This is a genomic window from Qipengyuania sphaerica (assembly GCF_019711595.1).
Lineage (GTDB): Bacteria > Pseudomonadota > Alphaproteobacteria > Sphingomonadales > Sphingomonadaceae > Qipengyuania > Qipengyuania sphaerica.
Window position 1 is genome coordinate 1,163,217 of sequence record NZ_JAIGNR010000001.1, and the last position, 22,733, is coordinate 1,185,949.

Annotated in this window: 24 protein-coding genes; 17 read left to right on the forward strand and 7 right to left on the reverse strand. The window is 63.4% G+C overall.

Features of this window, described 5'->3' with window-relative positions; all coding sequences use genetic code 11:
* Positions 1–44: 44 nt before the first annotated feature.
* Positions 45–896, reverse strand: coding sequence for a KPN_02809 family neutral zinc metallopeptidase (gene ypfJ / locus K3178_RS05775; RefSeq protein WP_221570389.1), 852 nt, complete (start codon positions 894–896; stop codon positions 45–47).
* A gap of 89 nt (positions 897–985) precedes the next feature.
* On the opposite strand from ypfJ, the gene K3178_RS05780 reads away from it, so the two are divergent.
* From K3178_RS05780 to K3178_RS05800, 5 genes are all read left to right on the forward strand, one after another.
* A complete protein-coding gene (locus K3178_RS05780) occupies positions 986–1,741 on the forward strand; it encodes a 3-hydroxybutyrate dehydrogenase (RefSeq protein ID WP_221570390.1) in 756 nt (251 codons plus the stop codon).
* Between the two features lie 63 nt (positions 1,742–1,804).
* On the forward strand, positions 1,805–2,494 hold the full coding sequence (locus K3178_RS05785) for a CPBP family intramembrane glutamic endopeptidase (protein ID WP_221570391.1): 690 nt from the start codon (positions 1,805–1,807) through the stop codon (positions 2,492–2,494).
* A 40-nt stretch (positions 2,495–2,534) separates the two neighbouring features.
* On the forward strand, positions 2,535–4,037 hold the full coding sequence (gene guaB / locus K3178_RS05790; protein WP_247713523.1) for an IMP dehydrogenase: 1,503 nt from the start codon (positions 2,535–2,537) through the stop codon (positions 4,035–4,037).
* A 3-nt stretch (positions 4,038–4,040) separates the two neighbouring features.
* Positions 4,041–5,222, forward strand: coding sequence for an RsmB/NOP family class I SAM-dependent RNA methyltransferase (locus K3178_RS05795; protein WP_221570393.1), 1,182 nt, complete (start codon positions 4,041–4,043; stop codon positions 5,220–5,222).
* 58 nt (positions 5,223–5,280) lie between these two features.
* Positions 5,281–5,781 carry a tetratricopeptide repeat protein gene (locus tag K3178_RS05800; protein WP_221570394.1) on the forward strand — a complete coding sequence of 167 codons (501 nt, stop codon included), beginning with the start codon at positions 5,281–5,283 and terminating at the stop codon, positions 5,779–5,781.
* On the opposite strand, the gene K3178_RS05805 is transcribed toward K3178_RS05800, so the two are convergent.
* Together K3178_RS05805 and K3178_RS05810 are read right to left on the reverse strand one after the other, a co-directional pair.
* Complete coding sequence (locus K3178_RS05805; protein WP_221570395.1) at positions 5,782–6,255, reverse strand: RNA pyrophosphohydrolase; 474 nt, start codon at positions 6,253–6,255, stop codon at positions 5,782–5,784.
* The gene (locus tag K3178_RS05810; RefSeq protein WP_221570396.1) at positions 6,252–7,202 is read right to left on the reverse strand and encodes an alpha/beta hydrolase; all 951 of its coding nucleotides are present in this window, start codon (positions 7,200–7,202) and stop codon (positions 6,252–6,254) included. Before K3178_RS05810 ends, K3178_RS05805 begins: the two co-directional genes overlap by 4 nt.
* Positions 7,203–7,369: 167 nt before the next feature.
* On the opposite strand from K3178_RS05810, the gene K3178_RS05815 reads away from it, so the two are divergent.
* The 3 genes from K3178_RS05815 to K3178_RS05825 are packed head-to-tail and all read left to right on the forward strand — an operon-like array spanning position 7,370 to position 11,329.
* Complete coding sequence (locus K3178_RS05815) at positions 7,370–9,310, forward strand: 2-oxoacid:acceptor oxidoreductase subunit alpha (protein WP_221570397.1); 1,941 nt, start codon at positions 7,370–7,372, stop codon at positions 9,308–9,310.
* The gene (locus tag K3178_RS05820) at positions 9,307–10,341 is read left to right on the forward strand and encodes a 2-oxoacid:ferredoxin oxidoreductase subunit beta (protein WP_221570398.1); all 1,035 of its coding nucleotides are present in this window, start codon (positions 9,307–9,309) and stop codon (positions 10,339–10,341) included. Before K3178_RS05815 ends, K3178_RS05820 begins: the two co-directional genes overlap by 4 nt.
* A gap of 19 nt (positions 10,342–10,360) precedes the next feature.
* Complete coding sequence (locus tag K3178_RS05825) at positions 10,361–11,329, forward strand: metal-dependent hydrolase (protein ID WP_221570399.1); 969 nt, start codon at positions 10,361–10,363, stop codon at positions 11,327–11,329.
* Here K3178_RS05825 and K3178_RS05830 read toward each other — a convergent pair whose 3' ends face one another.
* Positions 11,330–12,085, reverse strand: coding sequence for a phosphatase PAP2 family protein (locus K3178_RS05830; RefSeq protein WP_221570400.1), 756 nt, complete (start codon positions 12,083–12,085; stop codon positions 11,330–11,332). It abuts the gene before it with no gap.
* 41 nt (positions 12,086–12,126) lie between these two features.
* Between K3178_RS05830 and K3178_RS05835 the strand changes: the two genes are divergently transcribed.
* The 3 genes from K3178_RS05835 to K3178_RS05845 are packed head-to-tail and all read left to right on the forward strand — an operon-like array spanning position 12,127 to position 16,030.
* Entirely contained in the window at positions 12,127–13,521 is a 1,395-nt protein-coding gene (locus tag K3178_RS05835) for a cryptochrome/photolyase family protein (RefSeq protein ID WP_221570401.1), read from the forward strand.
* Positions 13,522–13,562: 41 nt separating this feature from the next.
* Positions 13,563–14,807, forward strand: a complete 1,245-nt coding sequence (locus K3178_RS05840) for an SAM-dependent methyltransferase (protein WP_221570402.1) — start codon at positions 13,563–13,565, stop codon at positions 14,805–14,807.
* A gap of 2 nt (positions 14,808–14,809) precedes the next feature.
* Complete coding sequence (locus K3178_RS05845) at positions 14,810–16,030, forward strand: serine hydrolase domain-containing protein (protein WP_221570403.1); 1,221 nt, start codon at positions 14,810–14,812, stop codon at positions 16,028–16,030.
* Positions 16,031–16,174: 144 nt separating this feature from the next.
* On the opposite strand, the gene K3178_RS05850 is transcribed toward K3178_RS05845, so the two are convergent.
* The 3 genes from K3178_RS05850 to purF all read right to left on the reverse strand — a co-directional run bounded on the left by K3178_RS05850 (position 16,175) and on the right by purF (position 18,828).
* Complete coding sequence (locus K3178_RS05850; RefSeq protein WP_221570404.1) at positions 16,175–16,522, reverse strand: PilZ domain-containing protein; 348 nt, start codon at positions 16,520–16,522, stop codon at positions 16,175–16,177.
* A gap of 115 nt (positions 16,523–16,637) precedes the next feature.
* Positions 16,638–17,354: an SDR family NAD(P)-dependent oxidoreductase gene (locus K3178_RS05855; RefSeq protein WP_221570405.1), complete on the reverse strand. Its 717-nt coding sequence runs from the start codon at positions 17,352–17,354 to the stop codon at positions 16,638–16,640.
* 1 nt (position 17,355) lies between these two features.
* Entirely contained in the window at positions 17,356–18,828 is a 1,473-nt protein-coding gene (gene purF, locus K3178_RS05860; RefSeq protein WP_221570406.1) for an amidophosphoribosyltransferase, read from the reverse strand.
* A 171-nt stretch (positions 18,829–18,999) separates the two neighbouring features.
* Here purF and K3178_RS05865 point away from each other — a divergent pair, with 171 nt between their 5' ends.
* From K3178_RS05865 to K3178_RS05890, 6 genes are all read left to right on the forward strand, one after another.
* Positions 19,000–20,241: a lipoprotein-releasing ABC transporter permease subunit gene (locus K3178_RS05865; RefSeq protein ID WP_221570407.1), complete on the forward strand. Its 1,242-nt coding sequence runs from the start codon at positions 19,000–19,002 to the stop codon at positions 20,239–20,241.
* Positions 20,234–20,920 (forward strand): ABC transporter ATP-binding protein, encoded by a 687-nt coding sequence (locus tag K3178_RS05870; RefSeq protein WP_221570408.1) that lies wholly within the window; start codon positions 20,234–20,236, stop codon positions 20,918–20,920. Before K3178_RS05865 ends, K3178_RS05870 begins: the two co-directional genes overlap by 8 nt.
* A gap of 49 nt (positions 20,921–20,969) precedes the next feature.
* On the forward strand, positions 20,970–21,248 hold the full coding sequence (locus K3178_RS05875) for a hypothetical protein (protein ID WP_221570409.1): 279 nt from the start codon (positions 20,970–20,972) through the stop codon (positions 21,246–21,248).
* Between the two features lie 78 nt (positions 21,249–21,326).
* The gene (locus K3178_RS05880; protein WP_247713524.1) at positions 21,327–21,851 is read left to right on the forward strand and encodes a hypothetical protein; all 525 of its coding nucleotides are present in this window, start codon (positions 21,327–21,329) and stop codon (positions 21,849–21,851) included.
* A 5-nt stretch (positions 21,852–21,856) separates the two neighbouring features.
* On the forward strand, positions 21,857–22,336 hold the full coding sequence (locus K3178_RS05885; RefSeq protein ID WP_221570410.1) for a glutathione peroxidase: 480 nt from the start codon (positions 21,857–21,859) through the stop codon (positions 22,334–22,336).
* 31 nt (positions 22,337–22,367) lie between these two features.
* On the forward strand, positions 22,368–22,697 hold the full coding sequence (locus tag K3178_RS05890; RefSeq protein WP_221570411.1) for a hypothetical protein: 330 nt from the start codon (positions 22,368–22,370) through the stop codon (positions 22,695–22,697).
* Positions 22,698–22,733 lie beyond the last annotated feature (36 nt).

Here is a 22,733-nt window from a genome sequence, read left to right on the forward strand (position 1 = left end):
GGCTCTCTCCCCTAAGAGAGCCGGCCGTTTGCTCGTGAGGCTACTTACCGAACGGTCGTATAGGCATCGCATGCGGCATCATTGCCGCGCAGGCCCGTGCGCAGGGCTTCGCTACGCTGCGCGCTCGTGCCGTGGGTGAAATTCTCCGAGGAAACCCGCCCGCCGGTCAGCCGGTCGTCGCCGATGGCAGAAGCGGCGCGCATTCCCTCCTCGATATCGCCCGCCTCGATGAGGTTGCGGTTCTTGCCCGCCCAGACACCCGCATAACAGTCGGCCTGGAGTTCCATGCGGACCTGCAGCTGGTTGGCCTGTGCGCGACCGACCGATTGCTGGGCGCTGCGGATCTGCCCCGAAATACCGGTGATCGTCTGGATATGGTGCCCGTATTCATGCGCGAGGACGTAATAGCGCGCGAAATCGCCGCCGCCCCCGGCCATTCGTGCGAGCTGGTCGTAAAATTCGGTGTCGATATAGATCGTCTGGTCGCCCGGGCAGTAGAAGGGACCCATCGAGGACTGGCCCGTGCCGCAGGCGGTCCTTACCCCGCCGCTATAGAGGTGGAGGGTCGGCTGCTGGAAGCGATCGCCGAGGCCCTGTTCCTGGAAAACGCGCGACCACGTCTGGTTGAGCGACTGTAGTCCGTTGCAGGCTTCGCGCGAATATTCGTTGGCGTTGCAGGCCTCTTCCTCTGTCATGTCGCCGCCGCTGCCGACCTGCGTGCCTTGCTGCACGCTTTCCACCGTGGCGGCGGTCTGGAAGGGATCGAGGCCGAATACGAAATAGCCCAGCGCAGCGATGATGATCGTGCCGCAACCGACACCGCCAGCCTTGCCGACGCCGCCTCCGCGGCTTCCCTTGACCTGGATATTGTCGGTATTGAACGGATTGAGCCGCATGTGTCTCCCCTTCGTATATGGCCGCTTTACAGCGCGTGCTGCGTGCGCGATGGCCTTCTCGATTGTTACCCTAACGCTCGGAGAGCCAAATGTTTCTCGCAGGTAAGCGCGCCCTCGTAACCGGATCGACCAGCGGCATCGGCCTTGCCATCGCTCGCGCACTGGCAGCAGAGGGTGCGAAAGTCGTACTCAACGGCTTCGGGGACGAAGCGGAGATCGCGAAACTGTGCGAGGAACTAGGCGCGACCCATTCCGGTGCGGACCTCACCGATGTGGCGCAAATCGAGGAGATGATGGCCGGGACGGGCGGTGTCGACATCCTCGTCAACAATGCCGGGATGCAGCACGTCTCGCCGGTCGAGGATTTCCCGGTCGACAAGTGGGACAAGATCATCGCGCTGAACCTCACCGCCGCCTTCCACACCACGCGGCTTGCCGTACCGGGGATGAAGGAGAAGGGCTGGGGCCGCATTATCAACACCGCCAGCGCGCACTCCAAGGTCGCGTCGCCCTTCAAGAGCGCCTACAACTCGGCCAAGCACGGGCTCGACGGCTTCACCAAGACCATCGCGCTTGAGCTGGCGGCAGACGGCATCACGGCAAACTGCATCAGCCCCGGCTACGTCTGGACCCCGCTAGTCGAAAACCAGATTCCCGACACGATGAAGGCGCGCGGGATGACGCGAGACGAGGTCATCAACGACGTGCTGCTGGTAAAACAGGCGACCAAGAAATTCGTCCAGCCCGAGGAAATCGGCGCGCTGGCGGTTTTCCTCTGCCGTGACGAAGCGCAGAATGTGAACGGCGCCAACTGGAGCGTCGATGGGGGTTGGACGGCCGAATGACAGCAATTCAGGCATAAAGTTCGGCATTTACATCTGTGTTGCCCCGGTAATACAGAAGGTCTCATGAACAACAATCTTCGTCTCGTCCTGTCGCTGATCTTCGGTCTTGTCGCTTGGTATGCGGTGGCCATTGCAACGGACTTTCTCGGGACCGTGGGGCTCGGGCTTGAACATGGCCTGCGATACACGATCCTTGGGCTCGGCCAGTTTTTCGGCGGAGGTGCGGTAGTTCTGCTGGCAATGAAGTTCGCCCGTATTGATCCCGTTGGTGCAGGGTTCACACTTGATAAGGCGCGAAGCGATCTTCTTGTCGGCCTCTCAGTCGCGCTGATTTTCGGGGCCTTGCAGTTCTTTCTGATAATTCCCGCAACAGGCGGAGCAGAGCGAAGCGACATTATCGTCAATTCGGCCCAGTTGGGTAAGGAATGGAGCGATCTAGTCGGCTTCATGGGCCTCGCACTGTTCGGTTCGAGCGGGGAGGAGTTTCTTTTCCGCGGCCTGCTTCTTTGTGGGACTGCCTTGCTTTTGCGAGATGGGATGGCCGGGCGCATCGCTGCGACCGTAATCGTGATCGTACTCTTCGCATTAAGCCATGGTTACCAGGGTTGGGCAGGCGTGATCGACACCGGTCTCTATGGCGGCCTAACGCTATCGCTGCTCTACTGGTGGCGTGGCAAGCGTCTCGTTGCGCCGATCGTCGCTCATATCGGTTGGAACGTCATTGCAGCGTTCGGCATATTCTTTCTCTATTGAGGCCCGCCAGCCCCTAGCGCACGTGCCGATGCGTCGTTACATGGGCCGCCACATTCATCCCGGCAGGCGATTCTCACACGTGGCACATCTCGACATCCCCCTCGGTCTTACCTTCGACGACGTTCTCCTGCGTCCGGCCGAGAGCGACATCCTTCCGTCGATGGCCAACACCGCCACGCAGCTGACCCGCGAGATCCGGCTCAATATCCCCGTCGTGTCCAGCGCGATGGACACGGTGACCGAAGCCGACATGGCCATCGCCATGGCGCAGCTGGGCGGAATCGGCGTGCTGCACCGCAACTTCGAGATCGACGAACAGGCCGCCGCCGTGCGCGCGGTGAAGCGGTATGAAAGCGGCATGGTGGTCAACCCGATCACCATCCATCCCGAAGCAACGCTGGGCGATGCGCAGCAGATCATGACCGCCAACCGCATCAGCGGCATTCCCGTGACCGACCGCAGCGGCAAGTTGTGCGGTATCCTGACCAACCGCGACGTGCGCTTTGCGGAAAATCCGTGCCAGCCCGTCAGCGAGCTGATGACCACCGAAAACCTCGCCACCGTGCCGCTCGGCACCGGGCAGGAAGAGGCGCGTCGCCTCCTCCACCAGCGCCGGATCGAGAAGCTGCTGGTGGTCGACGATGGCGGGCGCTGCGTGGGCCTGATCACCGTCAAGGATATCGAGAAGGCGGTCGCCTATCCCGACGCCACCAAGGACGAGCAGGGCCGTTTGCGCGTCGCTGCCGCCACCACGGTCGGCGACAAGGGCTTCGAGCGTACCGAGGCGCTGATCGATGCGGGCGTGGACGTGGTCGTCATCGACACCGCGCACGGCCATAACAAGGAAGTCTCCAAGTCGGTCGAGCGCGTGAAGAAGCTCTCGAACTCGGTTCAGGTGATCGCGGGCAATGTCGCCACGGGCGAGGCAACCAAGGCGCTTTGCGGTGCAGGTGCGGACGCGGTGAAGGTCGGCATCGGCCCGGGCTCAATCTGCACGACGCGCGTTGTGGCAGGTGTCGGCGTGCCCCAGCTCACCGCGATCATGGACAGCGTCGAGGAAGCCGAAAAGCAGGGCGTGCCGGTGATCGGCGATGGCGGGCTTCGCACCAGCGGCGACGCAGCCAAGGCTCTGGCGGCGGGCGCATCGAGCATCATGATCGGCTCGATGCTCGCCGGGACCGAGGAAGCGCCCGGCGAAACCTTCATCTACCAGGGCCGCAGCTACAAGGCCTATCGCGGCATGGGCAGCGTGGGCGCGATGGCGCGCGGCTCTGCCGACCGCTATTTCCAGGCCGATGTCAGCCAGCAGAAACTCGTGCCCGAAGGCATCGAGGGTCAGGTGCCTTACAAGGGACCGGCCAGCGCGGTGATCCACCAGCTTGTCGGCGGCATCAAGGCGGCGATGGGCTATACCGGAAGCGCGACGATCGAAGACCTGCGCAAGAATGCGCAATTCGTGCGCATCACCAATGCGGGCCTGACCGAGAGCCACGTCCACGATGTGTCGATCACGCGCGAGGCACCGAACTATCCGACGCGCTGATCCATGACCCCCGCTGCCCGCGTCCAGACTTCGATCGAACTCCTCGACGCGATCATCGAGGCGGCGAAGTCCAAAGGCGCGCCTGCCGACCGGATCCTTGCCGACTGGTTCCGCAATAACCGCTTTGCCGGGTCGAAGGACCGCCGGGCGATCCGTGAGCTCGTCTATTCTGCGATCCGTGCCTGCGGCCCCGTGCCCGAAAGCGGACGGGCCGCCATGCTGCGTCTTGCCGAAGTGGACTTGGCGATTGCACCGCTGTTCGATGGATCGAACTATGGTCCAAAGCCCATCGGCGATGGTGAGGCTGCAGCAGCAGGCGGTGTCGGCCCGAAGTGGCTTTCCGAAAAGCTGTCATCCTCGGGCATAGAGGGCGCGGAGGCCGAGGCCCTGCTGGACCGCGCGCCGCTGGACCTTCGCGTCAACACGCTCAAGGCCGACCGCGCCACGCTTTCCCTGCCAGCAGACGCGGAACCGACCGCTGCGCCCCACGGCCTGCGTCTGGAAACGGGTACGCAGGTGGAACAATGGGCCGAATGGCGCGAGGGCAAGGTCGAGGTGCAGGACACCGGTTCGCAGCTTGCGTGCCTTGCGGTCGATGCAAAACCGGGTGAGACGGTGATCGACCTGTGTGCTGGGGGAGGGGGCAAGACCCTCGCTCTCGCTGCGGCGATGGACAATCTCGGCCGCCTGATCGCTTCCGATACCGACCGCGGCCGTCTCTCGCGCCTCGCACCGCGCGCCGAGCGGGCCGGGGCCACCATTATCGAGACCCGCCTGCTCGATCCGAAACGCGAGTTCGAAGCGCTTGCCGATCTGGAAGGCCAGGCCGATGTCGTAATGGTCGATGCGCCGTGCTCGGGCACGGGTACATGGCGCCGAAATCCCGAGGCGCGCTGGCGAATCGACGAAGCCGAACTGGCCCGGCTCACGGCGCTGCAGTCGGACCTGCTCGACCTTGGCGGACGCCTCGTGAAGCCCGGCGGGCGGATCGTATATGTCACCTGTTCGCTGCTCGACGAGGAGGGAGCGGGGCAATTCGATGCCTTCCTGAACAGGCTTAACGCCTTCAGCGCCAAGGACATTTCGCTTCCCGTTGGCAGCAAGCGTGGGAACGGCACCCGCCTCACACCGTATCACGACGGTACGGACGGTTTTTTCATCGCCTGTGCATCTAGCTCGTGTTAGCTTTCCTCTTATGGTTAGCACCCAGCCACCCGCGAAAAGCTCGCTAACGGAGACGATTATGCGTTTTGCCCCTGCTGCCGCCGCCCTTTCCCTGGCCCTGGCCATGACGGCGAGCATCACGGTAGGGCAAACCCGCGATCCCGATCCGCGCGCCGGCGTGTTGATCGCACAGGGACAGTCGGCGCTGCGTGCCGGTGATACCCAGGGCGCTATCGACGCTTTCGAATCCGCACTGGCTGTCGATCCCGGCTACACGCCTACGCTCGTCTACCTGGCCGAGGCTGCCCGTGCGGATGACCTGCAGGGCAAGGCGATCAGCTATTATCGCGAGGCCCTGGCCCGCGACCCGCACAATATCGCGGCCATCGCCGGCGAAGGTGAGGCGCTGGCAGAGAAGGGCGCGCTGGCAAAGGCGCGGCTCAACCTCGCCAAGGTCCAGTCGATGTGCGGAGATAGCTGCTCGGAGACGCGCGAGCTTGCCGCCGCCATTGCGCAGGGGCCGCGCGCGCCAGTGCTTACGGCCGAGGCGAATATCCAGCCGCAGCCGCAGACGAACTGATCAGACCAGCTCGCGAAACTCTTCGAGAACAGCGCGATAGACGCGCTTTTTGAAAGGCACGATCAGCTCGGGCAATTGCTCGGCATCGACCCATTTCCAGTCGCAGAATTCGGGCGGGTCGTGCGCTTCGAGGTCGATATCCTCGTCCGCGCCCGAAAAGCGCGCGAGGAACCAGATCTGCTCCTGACCGCGATATTTGCCGCCCCATAGCTTGCCGATGAGCTCTTCGGGCAGGTCGTAGCGGATGGGTTCGCGCGTCTGCTGGATGAGTGTGACGTGCTCGGGCTTCGTACCCGTCTCCTCGGCAAGTTCGCGCAGGGCCGCTTCCTTGAGGTCTTCCCCTTCATCGACACCGCCCTGGGGCATCTGCCACCAGTCGCCTTCCCTGTTGTCGATCCGGCGACCCACGAACACGCGCCCGTCGCCATTGACCAGCATCACACCGACGCAGGGCCGATATCCCAATTCACTCACTTGTGTCGCTCCACCATCAATTTCACAGCGCCGAGAAACGCCTCAAGGTCGCTCTGCCCGCTCGGGATCGCCTTTCGCAAGGTGATAAACCCATGGATCATGCCCGAAAACTCGAAATAGGCGGTTTCGACGCCTAGCTGGATCAGGTGCGCTGCATATTCACGCCCTGAATCGCGCAAGGGATCGAGCCCGGCGGTGCAGATCACGGTCGGCGGGGTCTTCGAGCAATCGGCCACCATGGGCGTGTGGCGCGGATCGGCAGGATCTCCGCCGTATTGCTCGGTAAACCATGCCATGGCAGCACCGGTAAGGAGAAACCCGTCGCCGAACAGTTTCGTGCTCTCGTGTCCCGCGCTTTCGCTGGCCACGGGATAGATCGGCGCTTGCACCACCACGGGTACCTGTGCCGGATCGACCGAAAGCTGGTTGGTGACGACGATCGCAAGATTGCCGCCAGCGCTGTCGCCCATGGGGATGAGGCCGGTAACCTCCCGGCCCAATGCCGCAGGCGAAGTCGCCACCCAGCGCGCCGCGGCCTCGCAATCGTCGGGCGCGGCGGGGAAGACATGTTCGGGGGCAAGACGATATTCGACCGAGACGACCGGCAGGTCGAGTTGGTGCGAAATCTCGGTGCAGAGCGCATCGTAGGTATCGACATCGCCGATCACGAAGCCGCCACCATGGAAGAAGGTGACGCAGGGTCCGGCCTCGCGCTCGCTCCGGACATCGTAAAGCCGCAGCGGGATGTCGCCTGCTGGGCCGGGACAGGAGAGATCCATCTTCACCGCGGTCGCGCGCGGTTCGGCTTCGGCCATGGCCTTCATCGCGCGCATTTGTGCGCGGCCCGCGACTGCGCCGACCTGGTCGATGGTCTGCGCACCGATCCCCTTCAGCATGTCGAGAAAGGCGCGCACATCGTCACGGACGAAGTGTTCGGTATCGGCCATTGGATCCCCTCTTGGTTGCAAATCGGGACTTAGCGTGTCCACAGCGCTTTTCCACCGGGCTTTTTGGCGCTAGCAGAGAAACTTCATTGCGAGAGAGTGGGGCGGGTCCTAGGTGGCGCTCCCCGAGAGACAGCGCCTGCAATGGCGTGCGACAAGGAATTTTCCGGATGGCAACAGCCGCCACCTCGCCTGACGAAGGCCTTCCCGCAAGCCCCGAAGCTATCGTCGTGCGTTTCGCCGGCGACTCGGGCGACGGCATGCAGCTGACAGGGGGGCAGTTTACGCTCTCCACCGCGCTTGCCGGGAACGATCTTGCGACCTTCCCCGATTTTCCGGCGGAAATCCGCGCGCCGCAGGGCACGCTGTTCGGGGTTTCGGCCTTCCAGATCAATTTCGGCAGCCGCTCGATCAACACCGCGGGCGATGCGCCCGATGTGCTGGTGGCGATGAACCCGGCGGCGCTGAAAGTGAACCTTGCAGCGCTGAAGCCCGGTGGACTGATTATCGCAGACACCGGCGCCTTCACCAAGCGCAACCTCGACAAGGCGCATTACGAGGCCAACCCGCTGGAGGATGGCAGCCTTGCCAAGTTCGATGTGCTGGCTTTCGACATCAGCGAGAAAACGATCGAGGCGGTCAAGCCTTTCGGCCTCGGCAACAAGGACGCGCTGCGTTCGAAGAACATGTGGACGCTTGGCCTTGCGCTGTGGATGTTCGACCGTCCGCGCGAGCCGATCCACGACTGGCTGAAGGCCAAGTTCAAGTCCAAGCCCGACATTGCCGATGCCAACATCGCCGCGCTCGATGCGGGCCATGCCTATGGCGAGACGGCGGAACTGGCCGGGCCGATGAAGCAGGTCTCGATGCCGCCGGTTCCCTCCGAACCGGGTCTCTATCGCACTATTACTGGTGCCGAGGCGGTGTCTCTGGGCCTTGTGGCGGGCGCACAATTGGCTGAACTGCCGATGTTCTTCGGCGGCTATCCGATCACCCCTGCCAGCGCGATCCTCCACCATCTCGCACGGCTGAAAGAATTCGGCGTAACCACCTTCCAGGCTGAAGACGAGATTGCTGCCATCTGCGCTGCGATCGGGGCGAGCTATGCGGGGCAGTTGGGTGTCACCAGTTCGTCGGGTCCGGGCATTGCCCTGAAGACCGAGGCCATGGGCCTTGCCATCATCACCGAACTGCCGCTGGTCATCGTCAATTCGCAGCGCGGCGGGCCTTCGACCGGCCTTCCGACCAAGACCGAGCAGAGCGACCTTTACCAGGCCGTTTATGGCCGCAATGGCGATGCGCCGATGCCGGTGATTGCCGCGCGCAGCCCTTCGGATGCTTTCGAGGTCGCAATCGAGGCCTGCCGTATTGCCACGCAGTACATGACGCCCGTCATGCTGCTGACCGACGGCTATATCGCCAATGCCGCCGAGCCGTGGAAAGTCCCCGATCCGGCGAGTTACGAGCCGTTCCCGGCGACCTTCCTCACCGAGCCGAACGACGGTGAGAACTTCCTGCCCTACAAGCGCGACGAAAAGGGCGCGCGCCCCTGGGTCAAGCCCGGCACGCCCGGCCTGATGCATCGTATCGGCGGGATCGAGAAGCACGAGCTGACCGGCAATATCGACTATTCGCCCGACAACCACCAGCGCATGACCGATGCGCGCAAGGGCAAGGTGCTGGGCATTGCCGTGCCCGACCAGGAGGTCGCGCTGGGCGAGACTTCGGGCAAGCTCGCCGTGGTGGGCTGGGGCAGCACCCACGGCCCGATCCACCAGGCGGTGCGCCGCGCCCGCGAGAAGGGATGCTCGGTCAGCCATATCCACGTGCGCCACATCTGGCCCCTGCCGAAGAACCTGGGCGAGTTGCTGAAGAGCTTCGACCACATCCTCGTGCCCGAAATGAACACCGGCCAATTCAAGACCGTGCTGCGTGACCAGTTCCTCGTCGACGCGCAGCCGCTCACTAAAACCAGCGGCCAGCCGTTCCAGATCGCCGAACTGGAGGCGGAGATCGCCAAGTTCTTCGACGACATTCCCGGCAACGAAGGCGGGCAGGTGAAGGTCAACGACCAGCAGCTACCGAGCCCCGAAGCGGAGAACGACCAATGAACGCACCCGCTAAGATCGAAACCACGCTCAAGGACTGGGAAACCGACCAAGAGGTTCGCTGGTGCCCGGGTTGCGGGGACTATGCCATCCTCAAGGCCGTGCAGCGTACGCTGCCGCAGCTGGGGTGTGATCCGGCCAAGACCGTCTTCATCAGCGGCATCGGCTGTTCGAGCCGGTTTCCCTATTACATGGAAACCTACGGTTTCCACACCATCCACGGCCGCGCACCGGCTTTTGCGACGGGTGCGAAGCTTGCCAATCCCGATCTCGACATCTGGCTGGTGACGGGTGACGGCGACGGGCTGTCCATCGGCGGCAACCACCTGATGCATGTGCTGCGCCGCAACGTGAATATGCAGATCATGCTGTTCAACAACGAGATTTACGGCCTCACCAAGGGGCAGGCTTCGCCGACCAGCCGCGAGGGAACCAAGTCGCCCTCGACCCCGATCGGCAGCTACGACCATCCAGCTCGTCCCGCCGCATTCGCGCTGGGCGCAGGTGCGCGCTTCATCGGGCGCGGGTTCGACGTGTCGAAGAACCTGCCCGCCGTGCTCAAGGCCGCCCACGCGCACAAGGGTGCGGCCTTCATCGAGATCTTCCAGAACTGCATCGTCTACAACAAGGACGTGTTCGACGATTTCGCCGCGCCCAAGGGTGCCGAAGATCGCCAGCTCTGGCTCGAAGACGGCAAGCCGATGCTGTTTGCCAAGGACACCAAGGGCATTGCACTCAACCGCGAGAAGCTGTGCCTCGAAGTGGTCGATGTCACCGATGGCGATTGGGAAAGCGCGGGCGTGATCGTTCACGACGTCTCCAACCGCTCGGTCGCGCACATGCTGATCGAAATGCCCTTTGGCCCGTTCCCGATGGCGCTGGGCGTGCTCTATGACGATCCGCGCCCGACGTTCGAGGATGCGGTGATCGCCGAACGCGAGAAATCCAGCGCAGGCAAGGAAGCCAACCTCGCCAAGCTGCTCGGCAAGGGCCAGACCTGGACCGTCAGCGGAACGGCGCAGGACCCGATTTAAGGCCAGGTAGCCTCGCTCGATGGACAATCTGACGCACAGCCTCGTCGGCGCATTGCTGGGTCAGGCGGGACTGAAGAAGAAAACCGGGCTTGCCATGCCCGCGCTGATCGTCGGGGCGAACCTGCCCGATGTCGATGCGGCGTGCTTCTTCTGGCTCGAAGGTGCGGAACATTTGGGCTTCCGCCGCGGCATCACCCACGGTCCGCCCGCAATGGTGTTACTGCCGCTGATCCTCGCAGGACTGCTCTACGGCTTCGACCGGTGGCAGGCGAGCCGTGGCAAGCGGCCCGAGGACCGGTTGCCCGTGAATTTCAAATGGCTGTTCCTCCTGAGCTTCATCGGCTGCCTGACCCACCCGGCGCTCGACTGGCTCAACGTCTACGGCATCCGCCTGCTCGAGCCGTTTTCGAGCCAGTGGTTCTATGGCGACACGCTGTTCATCATCGACGTCTGGCTCTGGGCGCTGATGGGCTTAGCGACATGGTTCTCGCTCCGGCGCGAGAAGCGGGGCGGGGATTGGAAGCGGCCTGCTCGCGTGGCGATTGCGGTAGCGCTGGCGTATATCGGGGTGAATGGCTTCATCTCGGACCGGGCGACGCAGATCGATCATCCCGTCTACGCGTTCGATGAAAATATTGCCTCACCCGTTCCGCTAGCCTTCTGGAAGCGCGAAGTTATCGTCCCGAGCAATCGCGAGATATTCAACGGTTGGGCAATGCGGATTTATGATCCCTTCGCCCAAGATCGATGGACGCAGCCGGACGACTTCCCGGTTGAACCCTGCCTAAGTGCGTCCGAAATCGCTGCGCGCTATCCCGATAACAGCCAGTTGGCCGCCTTCATGAAATGGTCGCGCGTCCCCTTCGTGGAAGTGCGTGACGGCAAGGCGATCCTGCGCGATGCACGCTTTTACGATCCTCGAGCGAGGGACAACTTTTCCGTTACGGTGCCGCTCGGCGATATGGGGACCGACTGCATCCTTGAATAATCACCGTGCAGAGGGATCGAGCGTTTGCCCGGCTTTGCTATCCGCTGCAGCCTTCGCGGGCGCATAAAGCAGCGCTGCCGCCAGAAACGCCCAGCCAGCGCCGCCCAGCCAGCCCGCGACCACATCGCTCGGGAAGTGCACGCCGAGCATCACGCGGCTCCAGGCGACCATGGCGGACAGCGCCATCGCAGCGCAGATGATGGTGTAGCGCACCGAATGACGGTTGGAGAGCGCCGCGAAGGCGATGGCCATGCCGATCCAGACGACCGCCGCCGAGAAGCTGTGACCAGAAGGAAAACTCTCACCGCCGGCCTCGGTCAAATGCGGCACGATTTGCGGTCGTTCGCGCCCGACCAGGAGCTTGACGCCGGTGTTGGCGAGCCAGCCGCCCACCACCGTCGCTGCATAGAGAAACGCCTCGCGCCGCAGCTTGAGGAACAGCAATGCCACCACCGCTGCCAGTGCAAACAAATTACGCAGGAATACGCCGCCCAGCGCGGTCACGTCGCGGACGCTCTCGAAAACGAGTTCGGGCCCTTTCGGACCCAGCGCTTCGCCGGTCCGGTAGGACATCAGGCCCCATTGGTCGAAGCTGCCCGTGCGGCCGGTCACGACAAGCCAGACCATGATTGCAAAGCCTGTCCACAGGACAGCGGCAGCCACCAGCGCTTTCTTGCGGTTGATCGTGAACCCGCGCTCGGGGACGGTCATGGTCTCGGCAGGGATGGGCGCGCTATCGGTCTCGGTCGTATCCATGGGGGATGGAACCACCACCGGAGCACTTCCGTTCCGCTTGCATGAGTTCCCCCCAAATCGTCTGGCTGCGGCGCGACCTGCGCATGGCCGACCAGCCCGCCCTCCATGCCGCCGCGCAAGCCGGCCCCGTCATCCCCGTCTATGTCCTCGACGACGAGCGGGCGGGCGACCACGCCTATGGCGGCGCGTCGAAGGTGTGGCTGCATTATTCGCTGGAGAGCCTTGGCAAGAGTTTCGGCAGCCGCCGCTCGCAGATCGTGCTGCGCAAGGGCGATGCGCCGCAGGTGTTGGCCGCGATCGCCGACGAGGTGGGCGCGGGGTGTATCCATGCCATCCGCCACTACGAGCCGTGGTGGAAGGAGGCGGAGGACGAGCTTCGCGATGCGCTGGGCGAGGACAGGCATCTGTGTCTCTACGACGGCAATTACCTGCTGCCGCCGGGTTCGGTGACGACCGGCTCTGGCGATCCTTACAAGATCTACACGCCGTTTTCGAAGTCGATGCTCGAATGCATGCCGCCGCGCGATGTGCTGGGCGAGCCGGAAACGATTTCCTCGCCCGATACATGGCCCGATAGCGACAAGCTCGAGGACTGGGACCTGCTGCCCACCAAGCCCGACTGGGCGGGGGGTATCCGCGAATTCTGGGAGTTCGGCGAGGCTGCCGCGCACGAACGGCTCGACTGGTGGGCGGATGAGGTCGCTAATTACGACGAGGGCCGCAATCTTCCCTCGAAGGACATCACCTCGCGCCTTTCGCCGCACCTCCACTGGGGCGAGATCAGTCCCGCGCAGGTCTGGCACAAATTGAAGGACAAGCGCTCGGACGGGTGGAAGACCTTCGCGAAGGAAGTGATCTGGCGCGACTATGCGCAGAACGTGATCGACCAGTTCCCCGATTACCCGCGCGACAGCTACCGCGACTATGACGAGCGCACCTTGTGGCGGAACCCCAATGCGGGCCACCTGATCGAGGAGGACCTCGAATGCTGGCAGCGCGGGATGACCGGCTATCCCATCGTCGATGCCGGGATGCGACAGCTGTGGCAGACGGGCTGGATTCACAACCGCGTGCGAATGATTTGCGCCAGCTTCCTCGTAAAGCACCTGCTGATCAACTGGCGGCACGGCGAGCAATGGTACTGGGACTGCCTCGTCGATGCCGATTACGGCAATAACGGCGTCAACTGGCAGTGGATTTCGGGCACCGGCGTCGACAGCAACATGTTCAGCCGCATCATGGCCCCGCTCAGCCAGAGCGAGAAGTTCGATGCTGCGGACTACATCCGCGAATATGTGCCGGAGTTGGCCGATCTGGGCGACGATTGCATCCACGACCCGCCTGACGACAAGCGCGGCGACTATCCGGTGAAGATGATCGGCCACAAGGAGGCCCGCGAAAGGGCGCTCGAGGCTTACCAGGCAAGCAAGACGTAGCGGACTTGTCGTCCCACGCGCGGCGCGGCATAGCGCGCTCGATGGATATGCAGACCAGCCAGCGTGGACGCGATTTGCTCGAGGGTGCGAAGCCTTTTGCGAGGCGGCCGGGTTTGTTCGCAAGATTTGTCGCCCCGGGTGTCGAAAAGATGCTCGGGCGGATCGACGAGGCGCTGGTCAGCGGCACGATCCATGGCACGCTGCCCGACGGGTCGCCGCGCATTCTCGGTGGCCGCGCACCCGGCTTCGAGGTCCGTTTCGAATTGCGCAGTTACAAGGCGCTGGTACGCATCGCGACCAATGGGTCGGTGGGCCTCTACCAGGCGTGGGAAGCGGGCGAGTGGTGGAGCCCGGATCCCATCCCCCTGTTTGCGCTGTTCATGCAGCATGCCGAACGCCTCGGCGACACGGCCCGCGCTAAGGGGCCGTTCCGCCACGCGCTGAAGCTGGCGCACCTCGTCAACCGCAACACGCATGAAGGCGCGCAGAAGAACATTTCCGCGCACTACGACCTCGGCAACGACTTCTACGCCGCATGGCTCGACCCGACGATGAGCTATTCCTCGGCGCTGGCTGTCGCGGAAGGTCCGCTCGAGGCGGCGCAGAAGCACAAGTGGGCCGCGCTGCACAAGCGTGTAGGCAATGCCGACAAGGTCCTCGAAATCGGCTGCGGATGGGGCGCGCTCGCGAACTATTTCCAGCGCGAGGGCAGCCATGTCACCGCTATCAGCCTGTCGGACGAACAACTGGCATGGGCGAGGGCGCATCACTCGGCCGAGATCGACTTCCGCAAGCAGGATTACCGCGACACCTCCGGCAGCTACGATGCGATCGTCAGCGTCGAGATGGTCGAGGCACTGGGCCGCGAATACTGGCCGACCTACATGGACTGCATCGCGCGCAACCTGAAACCGGGCGGGCGCGCGGCAATCCAGTACATCTCGATGCGCGACGAGTTGTTCGACGATTATGCGAAGAGCGCCGATTTCATCCAGGCCTACATTTTCCCTGGCGGCCTGCTGATCCGCACGAGCGAATTCCGCCGTCTCGCCGAAGAACGCGGCTTATCTTGGCAGGACCAGTCCGATTTCGGCCTCGACTATGCCGAAACGCTGCGCATCTGGCGCGAGAATTTCGACCGCGCGGTAGAGGAAGGTAACCTGCCGCCCGGCTTCGACCCGCAGTTCTGCGATCTGTGGCGCTATTATCTGATGTATTGCGAAGGCGGCTTCCGCGGCGGCGGGATCGATGTCCACCAGGTCACGCTGGTGAAAGAGGGAGATTGAGGATGAAGAGGCTGCTGGTATCCGGACTGGCCCTGGCGATTGCAGGCTGCGTGAACCTGGTGGAGGCACCCGAGGCAGCGGTCGCACCCCCGGCAGTCACCCAGTCGATGCCTCCGCAGATGGCGAGCCTCGATCCGGCCGACTCGGTTCTGTTCTGGAGCGATGAACGCAGGTCCGCCGCCTTCCGCAGTATGGAAACCATGTTTCCCGGCCTCGAAGTAGCGCCCGCCAATACTCCGCGCGAGCTGCCGAAGGGCGAGGCCTACGGCGGCGAACTCATCCAGGGCCTTTACGGCTATCTCACCCAGCTCGATGCGACGGGGATCATGATCCTTGAAGACGGGAAGGTTCGCTTCGAAGCCTACGCCGACGGCTTCGGCCCGTCGCAGCGCTGGACCAGTTTTTCGGTCGCTAAGAGCTTCACTTCGACTCTGCTGGGCGCTGCCATCGCCGACGGCTCTATCGCCAGCATCGACACGCCCGTCGTCGCGATCATCCCGGAACTCGCCGGAACCGCCTATGACGGTGTCACTGTGGGGCAGGTCGCCACGATGACGTCCGGCGTGCGCTGGAACGAGGATTACACCGATCCCGACAGCGACGTCGCCAAGATGCTGGCGATCGATCCGGTCGAGGGAGAATCGCAGGTCGTCACCTATGCGCGCACGCTCGAACGGGAAGCGCCGGCGGGCGAGAAGTGGGTCTACAAGACGCTGGAGACCAACCTGCTCGGCCTGATAGTCGAGCGGGCGACGGGTGAAACGCTGGCGAACTACGCAGCGCGCAAGATCGTGGAGCCGGCCGGGTTCGAGGGCAGGCTGTTCTGGATGCAGGACCTGTCAGGGGGCAATATCGGCGGCTGCTGCCTCTCGCTGCGCCTTGCGGATTACGCGCGCTTCGGACAATTCGTGCTCGAAGGCGGCGAGGGCGTGGTGCCTGCCAGCTGGTTCACGACAGCCGGCGCGCCGCTGGTTGCCTTCGACGGCGATTACAAAGGTTTCGGATATGGCTACCAGTGGTGGACCTATCCCGAGGGCAATTTCGGTGCGCAGGGCATCTTCGGCCAGTCGATCACCATCGTTCCGGAATACGACATGGTGGTCGCGATCACGGGCAACTGGCCGACCGCGACGAGCAGCGAACGGCGGGCGACCGCGCAGCAGATGATCAAATTGCTGACGACGAGCCTGTGGCGCCGCGAGATGGGCGCAGGCAACGAATAGGCTGAAAGCCAAGCCTCAAACGAGTGGTGGCCGAGGCTCGAAAGCGCACGGCCACCGACGACGAGCCATCCGGACAAGGTTCAGGCCAGGCCCATCAGGCCGCCGCCAAAGCTGTCGGTGTCGTCGCCTTTCTCGCGAGATTTCTCAGTAAGGGCGGTAAGCGCCCTGGCCGCTGTAGCGGGCGAGGATGTTGTCGTGCACGATCGGCGAAAGCAGTTCGCTAAACGCACAGCCGACCATGCAGTTTTCCCACCACACGACCTGCGCCTGAAGCGATTCGAGGCCCGGCAGCGTCAGCCAGCACATCTGGCCTTCGTGCATGCGGTTGATCGCAGCGGCCGAGAAGCCCGAAATGGAGAGGTCATGCACCACGGTCTGGAATGCACGGCCGCCGCTTGCACGCAGCTGGCCGGGAATGGTGATCTTGGTACGCGGCGCGCACCGATCTTCCTGCGCGACCATCGTGTAGCGATCTTGCGTCTGATAAGTCATAGGCGATCCCTTGCCCTGAGTTCGAGTACCGACATCCCGCGAGCTCGGAGAAAAACGCGCGCGATATTTATAGGAGTGTCGCCGAACGATCTTAAGGAAAGGTGAGGCCGGAGGGTTAACGCGCCTCGTCGACCCGCTCTCGGTGGCCGGTGGGGAAGTCGTTAACCAGAAGCTCTACGATCCGGGTCGCCACATCCTCGGGCGGCTTTACCGTTGCGGGGTCTTCGCCGGGGTAGGCCTTGGCGCGCATCGCGGTGCGGGTCGCGCCCGGGTCGATGGTGGCGACACGGACGTTGCCGATCTTCTCGACTTCCTGTGCGTAGGATTCGAGGAGGTTGTCGAAGGCGGCCTTGGTTGCGCCATAGGCGGACCAATAGGCACGCGGCTTTTCGCCCACGCTGCTGGTGAGCCCGATCACGCGGCCCGCCTCGGCGCGCTTCAGCAGCGGGTCGAAATTGGCGAGCAGAGCCTGCGTGGCGAGGAGGTTGGTGGTCACCGCCTGGCTGAACTGCTTGCCGTCGATCTGGGTCACGGGAGTAAGGGCAGGCAGGTAGGCGGCCGAAATAACCAGCACGTCGAGCTTGTCCCACCGGCTAGCAATTGCCGAGGCGAGGCGGGCGATCCCGTCGCTCTCGCCAAGGTCGACCGGTGCGATGGTGGATGCGCCGCCGGCGTCATGGATGTCGTCCTCCACGCGTTCGAGCGCCTTCACGTCGCGGCCCGTCAGCACGACATGCGCGCCCGCGGCCGCCAGGGCCTTGGCAGTGGCAGCGCCGATGCCCTTGCTGGCGCCCGTGACGAGGGCGAGCTTTCCATCGAGTTTCTTGGTCATGTCAGGCGACTTTATCTACCGGGAATGCGAGCTGGGCCTGCTTGTCGTCACGCTTGGCGAGGTCGGTCAGCGATGTGGGATAATCGCCGGTGAAGCAGGCATCGCAGAATTGCGGGCATTCCTTCACCCGCGGCTTTTCGCCGACGGCGCGGTAAAGCCCGTCGATGCTGACGAAGGCGAGGCTGTCCGCCTTGATGAACTCGCGCATCGGCTCGACATCCATCCGTGCGGCGAGAAGCTTGCTGCGTTCGGGAGTATCGACGCCGTAGAAACAGCTGTGCGCCGTGGGCGGGCTGGCGACGCGGAAATGGACCTCTGCCGCACCCGCATCGCGCATCATCTCGACGATCTGAAGCGAGGTGGTGCCGCGCACGATCGAATCGTCGATCAGCACGATGCGCTTGCCTGCCACCAGGTTGCGGTTGGCATTGTGCTTGCGCTTCACGCCCGAATGGCGCGCGCCGTCCGAAGGCTGGATGAAGGTACGTCCGACATAGTGCGAGCGGATGATGCCGAGTTCAAACGGAATGCCCGCTTCCTGCGCGTAGCCGATGGCAGCAGGGACGCCGCTGTCGGGGACAGGGACGACGAGATCCGCCTCGACCGGACTTTCCTTGGCCAGTTCGGAGCCGATTGCCTTGCGTGCCTCGTAAACGCTGCGTCCGGCGAAGAAGCTGTCCGGGCGACTGAAATAGACGTGTTCGAAAATGCAGGGGCGCGGCTTGTGCGAGCCGAAGGGATGGAGCGAATCTACGTTTCCGTCGTAATCGACCCTGATGAGTTCGCCCGGTTCGACTTCGCGGATGAGTTCCGCGCCGACCACGTCGAAAGCCACGCTTTCGCTGGCGAAAACGGTCGCATCGCCGATCTTGCCCATGACCAGCGGGCGGATACCCAGCGGATCGCGGCAGGCGATCATGCCCTCGGGCGTCATCACGATCAGCGCATAGGCACCTTCGAGCAGGCGCAGCGCGTCGATCAACCGGTCTACGATGGTCGGATAGCGCGAGGTGGCGACGAGGTGGATGATGACCTCAGTGTCGGAAGTCGACTGGAAGATCGCACCGCGCCCGACCAGTTCCTTTCGCAGCGTGCCCGCGTTCGAGATATTGCCGTTATGCGCGACAGCAAAGCCGCCGCTCGCAAGATCGGCGTAGAGCGGCTGCACATTGCGCAGGCCCGCGCCGCCGGTGGTCGAATAGCGCACGTGGCCAGCAGCCATATGGCCGGGAAGCTCGGCAATCGCTTCTTGGCTGGAGAAATTCTCTGCAACATGGCCGAGGCCGCGGCGGGTGCGGAATTCCGCGCCGTCCCAGGCGACGATCCCGGCGGCTTCCTGCCCCCGGTGCTGCAGGGCGTGTAGGCCCAGCGCGGTGACGGCGGTGGCGTCGGCAGCGTTGATCGCGCCGAACACGCCGCACTCTTCGCGCAGCTTGTCTCCATCCGCGTCGAGGAAGGGGTGGGTAAGATTCATGAAAGGCCTGTCCGCGCTGCCATTCGGATGCCCGCCCCAATGGCGATGTTACGGCGCGATTACAAGGTTTGTGAGGCAGGCCGTGGGGGAGATTTTGCAGCCGTTCATTGCGCCGCCACGAAACTCTGCCTAAACGCCCCGCCAACGGATCAACTTATCTGACGGGCCGCCTTGCTGCTTTCACCCTTCGAACGGACCATCGCCAAGCGCTACCTGCTCCCGGGCAGGAGCGAGGCATTCATTGCGCTGGTGGCGGGCATCTCGATCACCGTCGTGATGCTTTCGGTGGCGATGCTGGTCATCGTGATGAGCGTGATGAACGGCTTTCGCGCCGAACTGCTCGACAAGATCGTGGGGCTGAACGGCCACGCCATCGTCCAGGCCTATGGCAACCGGATGGATGGCTGGGAGGATATCCTCCAGGAAGTGCGCGAGACGCCAGGAGTTACCGAGGCCTCTCCGCTGATCGAACAGCCGCTGATGACGACCTTCAACGGGCGGGTGGAAGGCATTCTCGTGCGCGGGAACACCATGCAGGATATCCGTGACCTCGGCGAAAAGGTGGTCAGCGGGAACATAGAGGGCCTCCAGCCGGGTTCCGGCAAGGTCGCCATCGGTGTGCGGCTCGCCGAGAATATCGGCGCGCGGGTGGGCGACACGATTACCGTGATCAATCCGCAGGGCCGTTCCACCCCTTTCGGCACCGTGCCAAGGCAGGTCGGGTATGAGGTCGCCGCGCTTTTCGAGGTCGGCGTCTACGATTACGACGGTTCCTTCGTCATCATGCCGATGGAAGATGCACAGACCTTGCTGCTGATCGGCGACACGGTCCAGATGATCGAGGTTCAGGTCGAGGACCCTGACAATGTCGGCGAAATCCTCGCTCCCGTGCAGGAAAGTCTCGTCGGCAGGGCCGTGGTACGCGACTGGAAGACCATTAATGCCACGCTCTTCGAAGCCTTGCAGGTCGAGCGCGCAGCCATGGCTTTCGCACTTAGTTTCATGGTCCTGGTCGCGGCCTTTAACATCCTTTCGAGCCTCGTCATGCTGGTGCGCGCGAAGACCCGCGACATCGCGATCATGCGCACGATGGGCGCCACGCGGCGCAGCCTGACGAAGATTTTTGTCACGACCGGTTTCACGGTCGGCGCGCTCGGCACCATCGCCGGACTGATCCTTGGTGCGCTTGTCCTCGGGTTCCGCGAGCAGATCGTGAAGGGCATCAGCTGGCTGACCGGCGCGGATCTCTGGGACCCGCAGGTCCGCTTCCTCAGCACCATCCCTTCCAAGCCCGATCCGCTCGAGATCGCCATGATCGTCGGTCTTGCGCTGGTGATGAGCTTCCTTGCCACGCTCTATCCCGCATTGAAGGCGGCGAGCACCGATCCGGTGCAGGTGCTGCGCTATGAGTAACGCTCACATGCGTCCCGTCGTCGAACTCCGCGACCTGACCCGTAGCTTCGAGCAGGGCGGGGTGCGCATCGACGTGCTGCGCGGCGTGAACCTCGATGTCATGCCGGGCGAGATCGTGGCGCTCCTCGGACCATCGGGTTCGGGCAAATCGACCCTGCTGCAGGCAGTCGGCCTCCTTGAAGGCGGGTTCGGCGGAGAAATCGTTATCGCCGGTCATTCGGCGGAGAAAAGCGATGCCAATGCGCGCACCGCGCTGCGCCGCGACCACCTCGGCTTTGTCTACCAGTTCCACCACCTGCTGCCCGATTTCGACGCGCGTGAGAATGTCGTCCTGCCGCAATTGGTGGCAGGCGTCCCTCGCGGCGATGCGGAAAGCCGGGCGGAAGAGCTTCTCTCCGCCCTCGGGCTCGCCCATCGCCTCGATCACCGCCCCAGCCAGCTATCGGGCGGCGAGCAGCAGCGCGTAGCGGTTGCTCGCGGCCTCGCCAACCGGCCCGATCTCGTGCTTGCCGATGAACCCACGGGCAATCTCGACGAGGCGACTTCGGACAAGGTGCTCGAGCAATTCCTGTCGCTGGTTCGCGGCGAGGGCAGCGCCGCCCTGATCGCAACGCATAACGAGCGACTTGCCGCACGGATGGACCGTGTGGTGCGCCTTCACGAGGGCGTGCTCGAATAGCGGACCCCAAAGCCGGTTTGTCCGTTAGGCATGCAAAAGGAGTATTTGCATGACCGACCATCCCAGCACCTTCAAAGGCAATGGCTGCCACCGTGAAGGCATCCAGTGGGACGACCGCGCCGAACTGCACCGCGAAGGCGACGGTGACGGCGTGCTCGATGCAGCGAAGGGGCTGAGGTCGGGCACGTTCGCGGAACTGATCAGCCACGTGATGATGATGTCGGAAAGCGAACGCTCGCTCTACTACATCGAAAAACTCGGCGACCGCGAATATCACGCCGCCGAGATTGCGGAACTCTCGCAACGTAGCGATTTTCCCCGCTCGTAGTCGGGTATCGGCGGTTCGCAGAGACGGGTTGGCCTTATCCGGCTGTACGGTTAGCCTGTCTGTCAGGGAGGACTGCATATGCTCGCATCGATACTCACCTTGTTCATCGCCCAGGCCGCCGCTGCCGAGGCTCCGGCCACGCCCCCGTCGCCTCCACCCAAGTGCGAAGGTGCCCATCACGAGGCGTTCGATTTCTGGGTAGGCGAATGGGATGTCTATCCCAACGCCGAGGGCACGCCGGACAAGGTGGCGGACAGCCGGATCGAAAAGGTGAGCGCCGGCTGTGCGATCCGCGAGACATGGATGCCCTTGCAGGGCCGTGGCGGTTCGAGCCTCAGTGCCTACGACCCCAAGACCGAAGGCTGGCACCAGCTGTGGGTCGGCGGCCAGCCCGGCCGGACTTTCTTCGATGGCGGGCCGGTCAACGGGAAGATGATCCTGACCGGCCATTGGGGCAAGGCGCAGGATGGAACGCCTTTGCTGGTGCGAATGACATATAGCTTGCAGGACGACGGCAGCGTGCGCCAACACGGCCAGGCCAGCAAGGACCAGGGCCTTACATGGGTCGACTATTTCGACCTGATCTACCGACGCAAGGAATGAACCGAATGACCAGCATTGCCGATTTCACCGTCGCCACCAACAAGGGCGACGAACTCGATCTGAAGGAGAAACTCGGCAAGGTGCTGCTGGTGGTGAACACCGCGAGTAAATGCGGATTTACCCCGCAATACGACGGTCTTGAGAAGCTTTACCAGGATTATGGCGACAAGGGCTTCGAGGTGCTCGCCTTTCCCTGCAACCAGTTCGGCGGTCAGGAACCGGGCGATGCGGGCGAAATCGAGCAGTTCTGCAAGGTGAACTTCGGCCTCACCTTCCCGCTGATGCAGAAGGTCGAGGTCAATGGCGACAATGCCAGCCCGCTGTTCGACTGGATGAAGAAGGAAGCCCCCGGCCTGATGGGCTCGAAGACGATCAAGTGGAACTTCACCAAGTTCCTGATCGACCGCGAGGGCAATGTCGTGAAGCGTTACGGTCCGGCCGACGCGCCGGCGGGCATCGCGAAGGATATCGAGAAGCTGCTGTAACTATCCGGAGAGGGTCAGCGAAGGTCACGCCATGCTAGCCGATCTCAACCAGTGGTTTCTCTCGCTCGGCGCCGAATATGGCGTGAACCCTTACATATTCGGGGGCATTTACGTTGGCGCCATCCCGTTCTTCCTCGCTTCGATCGCATGGTTGGTGAAGCGCGCGAGGGCAGGGCAATCGACCGTCCTGCCGACCATGGTGGCGGGGTTCTTTTTCGTTTCGGCCTATATCTATCTCGCCATTGCCGGGCGGAATATCCCCGTCTGGGTATGGATCTTCCTCGCCGCCCTGATCGCCTACGGAGCATGGTCGACCATCCGCGATACGCGCAGGAAAATTGCCGCTCCGCCGGAAGAGTGATTTTCTCCACAAGCGGTGGAGAATAACCGCCTTCCA